Origin of the sequence: Anabaena sp. 90 (genome assembly GCF_000312705.1) — a bacterium.
Taxonomy (GTDB): Bacteria; Cyanobacteriota; Cyanobacteriia; order Cyanobacteriales; family Nostocaceae; genus Dolichospermum; species Dolichospermum lemmermannii.
Genome location: NC_019427.1, coordinates 4,319,254 through 4,329,264, shown reverse-complemented (window position 1 = coordinate 4,329,264; position 10,011 = coordinate 4,319,254). Strand labels below are relative to the sequence as shown.

The 10,011-nt window shown below is 39.5% G+C and carries 10 protein-coding genes; 8 read left to right on the top strand and 2 right to left on the bottom strand.

Annotated features, from left to right (window positions below; translation table 11 throughout):
* Window positions 1–90: 90 nt before the first annotated feature.
* Window positions 91–1,353 (top strand): HhoA/HhoB/HtrA family serine endopeptidase, encoded by a 1,263-nt coding sequence (locus ANA_RS18850; protein ID WP_015081595.1) that lies wholly within the window; start codon window positions 91–93, stop codon window positions 1,351–1,353.
* A 92-nt stretch (window positions 1,354–1,445) separates the two neighbouring features.
* Window positions 1,446–1,982, top strand: coding sequence for a peptide deformylase (gene def, locus ANA_RS18845; protein ID WP_015081594.1), 537 nt, complete (start codon window positions 1,446–1,448; stop codon window positions 1,980–1,982).
* Window positions 1,983–2,047: 65 nt separating this feature from the next.
* Here the strand turns inward: def and ANA_RS18840 are convergent, their stop codons facing one another.
* The gene (locus ANA_RS18840; protein WP_015081593.1) at window positions 2,048–2,953 is read right to left on the bottom strand and encodes a CoB--CoM heterodisulfide reductase iron-sulfur subunit B family protein; all 906 of its coding nucleotides are present in this window, start codon (window positions 2,951–2,953) and stop codon (window positions 2,048–2,050) included.
* 229 nt (window positions 2,954–3,182) lie between these two features.
* Here ANA_RS18840 and acpP point away from each other — a divergent pair, with 229 nt between their 5' ends.
* The 3 genes from acpP (at window position 3,183) to tkt (ending at window position 7,284) form a co-directional block, all read left to right on the top strand.
* Window positions 3,183–3,437 (top strand): acyl carrier protein, encoded by a 255-nt coding sequence (acpP, locus tag ANA_RS18835; protein ID WP_015081592.1) that lies wholly within the window; start codon window positions 3,183–3,185, stop codon window positions 3,435–3,437.
* Between the two features lie 240 nt (window positions 3,438–3,677).
* The gene (fabF, locus tag ANA_RS18830; RefSeq protein ID WP_015081591.1) at window positions 3,678–4,937 is read left to right on the top strand and encodes a beta-ketoacyl-ACP synthase II; all 1,260 of its coding nucleotides are present in this window, start codon (window positions 3,678–3,680) and stop codon (window positions 4,935–4,937) included.
* A 334-nt stretch (window positions 4,938–5,271) separates the two neighbouring features.
* Entirely contained in the window at window positions 5,272–7,284 is a 2,013-nt protein-coding gene (gene tkt / locus ANA_RS18825; RefSeq protein WP_015081590.1) for a transketolase, read from the top strand.
* Between the two features lie 93 nt (window positions 7,285–7,377).
* Here the strand turns inward: tkt and ANA_RS26725 are convergent, their stop codons facing one another.
* A complete protein-coding gene (locus ANA_RS26725; protein WP_158310555.1) occupies window positions 7,378–7,527 on the bottom strand; it encodes a hypothetical protein in 150 nt (49 codons plus the stop codon).
* A 152-nt stretch (window positions 7,528–7,679) separates the two neighbouring features.
* Here ANA_RS26725 and ANA_RS18820 point away from each other — a divergent pair, with 152 nt between their 5' ends.
* The 3 genes from ANA_RS18820 to ANA_RS18810 all read left to right on the top strand — a co-directional run bounded on the left by ANA_RS18820 (window position 7,680) and on the right by ANA_RS18810 (window position 9,893).
* Complete coding sequence (locus ANA_RS18820; RefSeq protein WP_015081589.1) at window positions 7,680–8,267, top strand: Uma2 family endonuclease; 588 nt, start codon at window positions 7,680–7,682, stop codon at window positions 8,265–8,267.
* Window positions 8,268–8,504: 237 nt separating this feature from the next.
* On the top strand, window positions 8,505–9,053 hold the full coding sequence (locus ANA_RS18815; protein WP_015081588.1) for a COP23 domain-containing protein: 549 nt from the start codon (window positions 8,505–8,507) through the stop codon (window positions 9,051–9,053).
* A gap of 6 nt (window positions 9,054–9,059) precedes the next feature.
* Window positions 9,060–9,893, top strand: a complete 834-nt coding sequence (locus ANA_RS18810) for a S1 family peptidase (protein ID WP_015081587.1) — start codon at window positions 9,060–9,062, stop codon at window positions 9,891–9,893.
* Window positions 9,894–10,011 lie beyond the last annotated feature (118 nt).

Genomic DNA, 10,011 nt, shown 5'->3' with positions numbered 1-10,011 from the left:
AAATCAAATAGGAGGCTATATAATTATCCTGATAAAAACCAGGGGTAGCCAGTATCCTAGCACTACTAACGAATACGGAGCAATAATCACATGATGAAGATCAATAATTATAACCTAGCAGCTAGAAATATTAATACTAGATTTTTACGCCAAAACTTGGAAAATAAAGGGAAAAAATGGATTGCAGTCTGTGGTGTAGCAGTTTTCATGCTGGGAGGTTGTACCAGTCTCAAGAAAATCACCTCAGAAATAGAACCTAGTCATGCTCAATCACAAAAAACTACTACACCCACCACAGAAATTGCTCCTCCCGCGATTTTTTCCGCTTCTGGAGATCCTAACTTTGTTGTCAAAGTCGTACAAAAAGTAGGAGGTGCAGTTGTTCGCATTGATTCAACGAGAACCGTTACCACTCAAGCACCAGACGAATTTTCTGATCCCTTTTTTCGCGGCTTTTTTGGCAATAGAATCCCTTCTCAACAAAGAGAAAGAGTAGAAAGAGGTAGCGGTTCGGGATTTATCATTAATTCATCTGGGCAAATTTTAACTAATTCCCACGTTGTCGACGGTGCTGATTTAGTTACAGTTACTCTCAAAGATGGCCGGACTTTTAAAGGTAAGGTATTAGGTGAAGATGCCGTAACAGATGTGGCTGTAATTCAAATTGAAGCTAATAACTTACCCACCCTAGCTTTAGGTAAGTCGGATACTTTGCAACCAGGAGAAGCCGTTATCGCTATTGGTAATCCCTTGGGTTTAAATAATACTGTCACCTCTGGAATTATCAGCGCCACAGATCGTTCTAGTAGTGATATCGGTGCAAGTGATAAGCGTGTTGATTATCTGCAAACAGATGCAGCAATTAACCCTGGTAATTCTGGTGGACCATTACTAAATTACCGTGGTGAAGTCATTGGGATGAATACAGCAATTATTCAAGGCGCTCAAGGTTTAGGATTTGCTATTCCTATTAATACTGCCCAAAAAATTGCTGAGGAAATAATTGCTAAAGGTAGAGTTGATCATCCCTATTTAGGCATACAAATGGTCACACTCACACCTGAAGTTAAGGAAAAAATCATTGCCAGATTTGGCGAGAAAATAAATTTATCTGCAAATGAAGGAATCCTCTTAATCAGGATTGTTGCTAATTCACCCGCAGCGGTTTCTGGATTGCGTCCAGGAGATGTTATAAAGAGTATTAATAATCAACCAGTTTTGAAAGTTGATGAGGTGCAAAGAATAGTAGAAAATAGTAAAATCGGTATTCCTCTCCAAGTGCAAGTAGATCGTAATGGTAAAGTTTCTCAATTTTTAGTTAAACCTGCACCTTTACCAGTTAACAAGCAATAAAATTCCTTAGAAACTGTCAGAATCAGGATGTCCACCGATTAAAGGATGAACAGGATGGAAACAGGAATTAAAAAAAATAGATTTGAAACATAATGAATGAATTAGCACCAATCATTAAATTAGGTAATCCGATATTACGACAAAAAGCTGCTGCGGTTGAGAATATTCAAGATGAGAAAATTCAAAACCTGATTGATGAACTAATTACCTCAGTTGCTCAAGCTAATGGGGTGGGAATTGCTGCACCACAAATAGCAGCATCCTACCGTTTATTTATCGTTGCTTCCCGTCCTAATGCCAGATATCCCCACGCACCAGAAATGCCACCAACAGCAATGATCAACCCCCGAATTATTGCCCATTCTTCGGAAATGGTTAAAGGTTGGGAAGGTTGTTTAAGTGTTCCTGGAATTAGGGGTTTAGTCCCTAGATATCAAACAATTGAAGTTGAGTATACAGACCGTTATGGCAATTTACAAAAACAAGAATTAACGGATTTTGTTGCCAGAATTTTTCAACATGAATATGATCATCTAGAAGGATTAGTATTTTTAGATCGTGTGGAAAATAATCATGATTTAATTAGTGAGGAAGAATATCAAAAATCGGTGATTGGTAAAAATGAGTGATCCACAGATCCCCGACTTCTCTAAGAAGTCGGGGATCTAAATTCTCCTAAATTCTCGGTGATATTTTACCAACCTAATTTTTCTAAAATGGGTTTTGTAGACACAATATGTCTGTCTAAACCCAATTCTTTGGGACTGACACCTAAAGCTAAAGCAATTAACTGGGGTAAGTGTAAAATCGGTAAACCTAACTTTTCCCCAATTACTTTTTCTACCTCTGGTTGACGAGAATCTAAATTCAAATGACACAAAGGACATGGTGTGACAATACAATCAGCACCATTATTTAAAGCTTCTTGGATGTGATTTCCCGCCATTTGGAAAGATTCGGTTGTCGCATAGCTAGATAAAGGCCAACCACAGCATTGAGTTCTGCCACGATAATATACAGGTGTCGCCCCTACTGCCCGAAATACATTTTCCATTGCTTCGGGTTTAAAAGGATCATCATAGGGCATGGATTTCTGAGCGCGAAGCAGATAACAGCCATAGAAAGCTGCACATTTTAATCCACTTAATTTCTTGGTAACACGCTGAGTAATTTCCTCTAAACCATAATCTGTGACTAAAGCATAAAGAAGATGTTTAACTTCTGTACTCCCCCGATAAGGAGAACAGCCTTCTTTTTCTAATAAACCATTAACCTTATTCACGTAATCAGGATTTGTTGATTGACATTCTTTTAATCGTTCATCAACATGACCAATAACACCTTGACAAGTGCTGCAATGGGTAAGTAAAGGGAGATTTAATGATTCTGCTAACGCGATATTTCTGGCATTAACGGTATCTTCTAGTAGTTGAGAATCTTCTTTAAATGTGCCTGAACCACAGCAAGAGGCTTTTTTCAGTTCAACCAATTCAATACCCAAGGCTTGAGTGAGAGATTGAGTTGATATATACAGTTCCCTACAAGCCCCTTGAGCTACACAGCCTGGATAGTAAGCGTATTTTAGCGGTTTAGATAGCATAAAAGTATAGTTGGTTTATTGTTTAGAGGTGATGAGGATTGATTAATTGGGTGGTTACTGTGGTTATTAAACCTTTATCTCTCATTTCCAGGATCTCCTTCATCTTTAATCCTCAGTTTTAATGATAGAACCTATACTCAGGTTCACCCTTTCCGATAAGATGTATATGCCCAAAAAAAACTTTGTTCATTTAGAGCAAATCATAGCAACTTGTTAAGGACTTTTATTTATGAGCCAAGCAGCAACTTTTGAAAAAGTTAAAAAAATTATCGTTGAGCAACTTAGCATAGAGGATGCGGATACGGTTACACTAGAAGCCAATTTTGTTGATGATTTAGGGGCTGATTCCCTAGATACAGTGGAGTTAGTTATGGCTTTGGAAGAAGAATTTGATATCGACATTCCTGATGAAGCGGCTGAAAAAATTAAAACTGTTCAAGACACTGTGGATTATATCTCTAGTCACGCTACTGCATCTCCATAGGCAAATTTTGATTCAGCATTGACGGGTTTAAACAAATACTTTAAGAGTATACAAATTAACTGGATAAACCCGTCCTTAGATGAGTGTTAAGTGTCTAAACTGTAAGTTTGACTTCAAAAAAAGCCCCAAAAGTCCATAATATTGAGCAAACAGTATAGTCTTAACTAAGAATACTTAACTCGGAACTCAGCCCTCTTAATTGTTTCCCCCTGCTGCTTTTTCGCCATATTTAATGCAATCATGATAGACTATAAACGTAACCGCGTTGTTGTAACAGGTGTGGGCGCGATTACACCTATTGGTAACACACCAGCCGAATATTGGGAAGGATTATTAAGCGGACGGAATGGAATTGACTATATCACCGCCTTTGATGCTTCTAAACATAGTTGCCGCATTGCGGGTGAAGTCAAGAACTTTGATCCACACACTTACTTAGATCGCAAAGAAGCCAAGCGGATGGATCGGTTTGCCCAATTGGGTGTATCAGCAGCTAAACAAGCTGTTGCTGATTCAGGTTTAGTAATTGATGATCTCAACGCTGAACAAGTTGGTGTAATTATCGGTTCGGGAATTGGTGGAATTAAAGTTTTAGAAGACCAACAAACCATTTACTTAGATCATAATAAAGGTCCTAGTCGTTGTAGTCCCTTCATGATTCCCATGATGATCGCCAATATGGCAGCAGGATTAACAGCAATTCATACTGGGGCAAAAGGTCCAAATTCCTGCTCTGTAACAGCTTGTGCGGCTGGTTCTAATTCTATCGGCGATGCTTTTCGTCAGATTCAAGGCGGCTATGCCACAGCCATGATTTGCGGTGGCTGTGAAGCCGCAGTTACACCCCTGTCAGTGGCAGGATTTGCATCTGCTCGCGCCCTGTCCACCCGCAATGATGATCCGGCTCATGCTTGTCGTCCTTTTGATCGTGATCGTGATGGCTTTGTCATGGGTGAAGGAGCAGGAATTTTAATTCTCGAAGAATTAGAACACGCCCTCAGCCGGGGCGCAAGGATTTATGGGGAAATTGTTGGTTATGGGATGACCTGTGATGCTTATCACATGACTTCTCCTGTTCCCGGTGGTTTAGGTGCAGCCAGAGCGATTGAGTTAGCTTTAAAAGATGCGTCACTGACACCGGAAATGGTTAGTTACATCAATGCTCATGGAACTAGTACATCAGCTAATGATGTGAATGAAACCGCGGCGATTAAGAAAGCTTTGGGAGATCATGCGTATAAAGTAGCCATCAGTTCTACTAAATCCATGACAGGACACCTGTTAGGCGGTTCTGGTGGGATTGAAGCTGTAGCGACAATTTTAGCGATCGCTCATGATCAAATTCCCCCCACCATCAACATCGAAAATCTTGATCCAGAATGTGATCTAGATTATGTCCCCCATACCAGTCGCGCTCAAGTAGTAGAGGTAGCTCTATCTAATTCCTTTGGCTTTGGTGGTCATAATGTTACCCTAGCCTTCAAGAAATTTAATCCCTAAAGATACTTCCTAGTCAGGTATTAGGTGACAGGTGACGTTAATAACCTAATCACCCATTACCACGACTTGTATTATTGATCCCCAAATAATTTTGCTAGTGGTTAGCTTTTAAAGAAGTGAACCTGTGGCAAGTATGATAGAGATCATTCCTAACTGAACAGTTAGTTTAGGATAACCAAATTATCGGCTTTATTCATCACCAAGAACTCAGAATATCCCCCTTGTCCATTGACAATTGGGAATGAGATGATGAAGAAAGTGGGATCACTTTATAATGACCCCAGCAAGAAAAAGCTAAAAAGAGTCCTAACCCGTCGTTAACAATAAAGAGATTATGGCTGTTGCAACCCAATCCATCCAAGAACTTTGTATTAATTCGATCCGCTTTTTGGCTGTAGATGCCATAGAAAAATCTAAATCAGGACACCCAGGACTACCGATGGGCGCGGCTCCAATGGCTTTTGTGCTTTGGGATAGCTTCATGCGCTATAACCCCAAAAATCCCCAGTGGTTCAACCGCGATCGCTTTGTTTTGTCCGCAGGTCATGGTTCAATGTTGCAGTATGCCCTACTGTACCTAACAGGCTACGATAGCGTTACCATAGACGACATCAAGCAATTTCGTCAATGGGGTGCTAAGACCCCAGGCCACCCCGAAAACTTTGTCACAGCCGGTGTAGAAGTTACAACTGGACCTTTGGGACAAGGAATTGCCAATGCAGTGGGTTTAGCAGTAGCCGAAGCACACCTAGCTGCTAAGTTTAACAAACCCGATGCCACAATTGTTGACCACTACACCTACGTAATTCTTGGTGATGGTTGCAACATGGAAGGTATTTCCGGTGAAGCTGCTTCTATTGCCGGACACTGGGGATTAGGTAAACTCATTGCTCTTTATGACGACAACCACATCTCTATTGATGGTTCTACAGATGTAGCTTTCACTGAAGATGTTTCCAAACGCTTTGAATCTTACGGTTGGCACGTTATCCACGTTAAAGACGGTAACACCGATTTAGCCGGAATTGCCCAAGCCATTGAAGCCGCAAAAGCTGTCACCGACAAACCCACCATGATTAAGGTGACAACCACCATTGGTTATGGTTCTCCTAACAAACAAGATACCGCTGGTATTCACGGTGCGGCTTTGGGACCAGAAGAAACCATCGCTACCCGCAAAAATTTAGGTTGGGAATATGACGCTTTTGTAGTTCCTGAAGATGCCCTTAATCATACTCGCAAAGCAGTAGAACGCGGTGCTGGTTACGAATCCGCATGGAACACAGTTTATGCTGGTTACAAAGCTAAATACCCCCAAGAAGCGGCTGAATTTGACCGTTTCATTAGCGGCAAATTACCAGAAGGTTGGGATCAAGTATTACCTACCTATACACCAGAAGATAAAGCATTACCTACCCGTAAACACTCAGAAAACTGCCTCAACAAACTAGGGGCTGTTTTACCTGAGTTAATTGGTGGTTCTGCTGACTTAACCCACTCCAACCTCACCGAACTCAAAGGCGCTGGTGATTTCCAAAAAGGACATTTCGCTAATCGCAACATTCACTTCGGCGTGCGGGAACACGCCATGGGTGCAATCTGTAACGGTATGGCGTTGCACAACTCAGGTTTGATTCCTTACGGTGCAACTTTCCTAATCTTTACAGATTATATGCGGGCTGCTATTCGTTTGGCTGCTCTTTCCGAAGCTGGTTCAATTTGGGTCATGACTCACGACTCCATTGGCCAAGGTGAAGATGGTCCTACTCACCAACCCATTGAAACCCTTGCTTCTTTGCGGGCTATTCCTGATTTAACCGTAATTCGTCCCGCTGACGGCAATGAAACATCCGGTGGTTACAAAGTCGCAATTGAGAAGTCTAAAGCAAAAGCTTCTACCTTATTGGCTTTTACTCGTCAAAATGTTCCTAACTTGGCAGGTACATCCATTGCAGGTGTTGCTAAGGGTGCGTATACAATTGTTGATTCTGAAGGTACACCAGATATCATCTTGATTGGTACTGGTTCAGAAGTCAGTCTCTGCGTTAGTGCAGCGGAAAAATTAACTGCGGTCGGTAAGAAGGTTCGCGTTGTTTCTATGCCTTCTTCAACCTTGTTTGACACACAAGATGCAGCTTACAAAGAATCTGTTCTTCCTAAAGCTGTTACTAAGCGTCTATCTGTAGAAGCTGCTAGTAGTTTCGGCTGGCACAAATACATCGGTAGCGAAGGCGACACTGTAAGTATTGATACTTTTGGTGCTTCTGCTCCTGGTGGTATTTGTTTGGAGAAGTTTGGCTTTACTGTGGATAATGTTTTAGCTAAAGCTAAGGCTTTGTTAGGTTAATTATTGCAGGATATTTTCTGATTTTGTGGGGTGGGCTTTAAAAGCTCACCTTTTTTTGTGGAAAAAGTTAATCTATGATTTCTAAAAAATAATTTAAATAAATAAACGAACCACAGAGGCACAGAGAACACAGAGGGAGGAGAAATAGAAATATTGTTTAAGAGCCAAATTCATTGATTCTTGTAAATATCCTAATGCAGATAAAACTTCGATGTATTCATCTTTAATTGATACTGTTACCATTGTCTTTACCTCATCATTAAGTTATTTAGATATTTTGTTATATTTTTAGAGGAAATTTCATGAACATTAACAAAAATGAACTTACACGAGTATAACATTAGTGTATGATAGAATATTACTAATATCACAATAATTAACTCTCTGTTGATATTATGCAAACACAAACACGGTATTACACTCCAGAAGAATATTTAGAACTAGAAGAAAAAGCAGAATATAAAAGCGAATACCGAGACGGAGAAATTATCCCTATGACTGGAGGAACAACAAATCATAATAAAATAGCAGGTAACTTTTATGCTTATCTGAAATTTGGGTTAAAGAAGCAAAATTATGATGTGTATATTGGTGATGTGCGTTTGTGGATACCGCGTTATCGTCAGCATACATACCCTGATATCATGGTAATTCAAGGAGAACCTATTTACACAGGTGCAAATACAACTACTGTCATGAATCCTTTGTTAATTGCTGAAGTTTTATCTAAATCAACTAGCAATTATGACCAAAGTGATAAATTCATGTACTATCGTTCTATCCCTGAATTTAAAGAATATATTTTAATTAATCAATATCAATATCATGTTATGCAATATGTGAAAACCGACGATAGTAAATGGATATTCACAGAATTACAGTCTGGATCGGATATTTTGACATTAGAAACAATAGATTTTCAGATTGCTTTGAGTGACTTATATGAACAGGTGAATTTTACACAAGTTAATGAAAATGAATAATTAATATAACTCTATTTTCTACTATATACTAAACACGCTTGGGAAATTAACTTTTACAAGATTAGGAAAAACCTAGATTTGTAGGGGTTTGGTACTGCTAAACCCCTACTATGGAATCACACGATTAAGACGTTTTGAATATAAATTAGTCCGTGAGTTGCCCAAACTTGCTCATGTTTACATATAATTTATTATAAGAAGAGTATTAAATTAATATCGCAAAAATTACCTAAAGTTATGAAACAAAGGTTATTTAGTCAAGTGTTGATAGGGGTGACACAAATTGTTATTCTCGCTTCCTTGACAGCATTAACGACAATTGCGACTACCAACCAACCCAGCCACGCTAAAGGTGAGACCTTTTACTGTGGCAAAAGTAAAGGTATACCTGTTACCTTTGTCCGTACTCAAGATAGTAGAAAAGTAACAATAGTTCGCTGGACTTCTAATGCTTACTTTCCACCACCTTGGACTGCTCAACGTCGTTGTGACGAAGTATCGCGCAGATTTCAAAGGAGTAATGACAACGGTACTCTGAAAAATATCACCACTGGGACGCTCAGAGGTGAACCAGTTGTTTGTGCTGGTACTAGCCAAAATACTGCTTGTACAAGTAATAATTTATTATTTACCCTCAAACGTGGAGTTAATCCCAGTGCTACTCTCCGCAGACTCTTAGACCGTCGGGGTTTGGCTGCTGGTAATACACTCAATGAAAGTGCAGGTGACACTATTAATATTGATTTCCAGCTTTACCTCGATAATGCCACTGTTGAACCGGATTAAATTAACATGACTTGGCGGATATTAAAATTTGTCGCCTGTATTGGCGGTTTGTCAATGTTGCTTTCAAGTTCAGCAGTAAGTGTTAGTATTTCTGATCAAGAAACTAGCATGACAAAACCGCCAATTCCATTATCAGTGGCACAGTTGCAGGAAAAAGCGGCGGCTATTACTGTCAAGATATTATCAACAGATTTTTTGGGTTCAGGAATATTACTAAATAAACAAAATTCAGTTTATACAGTATTAACAAATGCCCATGTTTTACGAGCAGATAACCCCCCTTATCGTATTCAAACACCAGATGGGGAAATCTATCAAGCAGATGTACAAAAAAATGTAAATTTTCAGAATTATGATTTAGCAATATTGCAATTTTCGACTATTAAAAAAATCTATTCTGTTGCAAATTTGGGTACTGTTCCCAAAATAGGAGATCAGGTATTTATTGCCGGGTTTCCTATGGAGGAAGAAAGCGAAAAAATCAGCTTTGTATTTATTGGTGGTAAGGTATCTTTGGTGTTATCAAAAGCCTTAGAAGCTGGTTATCAGGTGGGATATACAAATCATTTGGAAAAGGGAATGAGTGGCGGTGCTTTATTGAATAAACAGGGTGAGGTTGTAGGTGTAAATGGGATGCACGCTTATCCTTTATGGGATGCTCCCTCTGTGTTTGTTGATGGTTCGCAAGTAGAGGAGAATTTACATCAGCAAATTGTGCGTTTAAGTTGGGCTATACCGATAGATAGGGTTGTGCAAATGATGGATAAATTCGAGATATCTAATTCGGATTTCGTTATAAAAATAAACCGCCCCGAACTCAAGTTCAGGGCTAATAACTAAAGTCCGTTAAAACGGACTATAAATTTTTCTTCAGTCGTCTTTAGACGACTTTTGCTATTAGACTCAGAATTCATTCTGAGGCGGGCTGGTTTTCATACTGCACCAAGTTTATTATCCC

Bases quoted from the DNA above. Each gene is read 5' to 3' on its own strand.
- def (WP_015081594.1), top strand. From the start codon at position 1,446: ATGAATGAATTAGCACCAATCATTAAATTAGGTAATCCGATATTACGA.
- ANA_RS18810 (WP_015081587.1), top strand. From the start codon at position 9,060: ATGACTTGGCGGATATTAAAATTTGTCGCCTGTATTGGCGGTTTGTCA.
- acpP (WP_015081592.1), top strand. From the start codon at position 3,183: ATGAGCCAAGCAGCAACTTTTGAAAAAGTTAAAAAAATTATCGTTGAG.
- ANA_RS26725 (WP_158310555.1), bottom strand. From the start codon at position 7,527: ATGGTAACAGTATCAATTAAAGATGAATACATCGAAGTTTTATCTGCA.
- fabF (WP_015081591.1), top strand. From the start codon at position 3,678: ATGATAGACTATAAACGTAACCGCGTTGTTGTAACAGGTGTGGGCGCG.
- tkt (WP_015081590.1), top strand. From the start codon at position 5,272: ATGGCTGTTGCAACCCAATCCATCCAAGAACTTTGTATTAATTCGATC.
- ANA_RS18850 (WP_015081595.1), top strand. From the start codon at position 91: ATGATGAAGATCAATAATTATAACCTAGCAGCTAGAAATATTAATACT.
- ANA_RS18820 (WP_015081589.1), top strand. From the start codon at position 7,680: ATGCAAACACAAACACGGTATTACACTCCAGAAGAATATTTAGAACTA.
- ANA_RS18840 (WP_015081593.1), bottom strand. From the start codon at position 2,953: ATGCTATCTAAACCGCTAAAATACGCTTACTATCCAGGCTGTGTAGCT.
- ANA_RS18815 (WP_015081588.1), top strand. From the start codon at position 8,505: ATGAAACAAAGGTTATTTAGTCAAGTGTTGATAGGGGTGACACAAATT.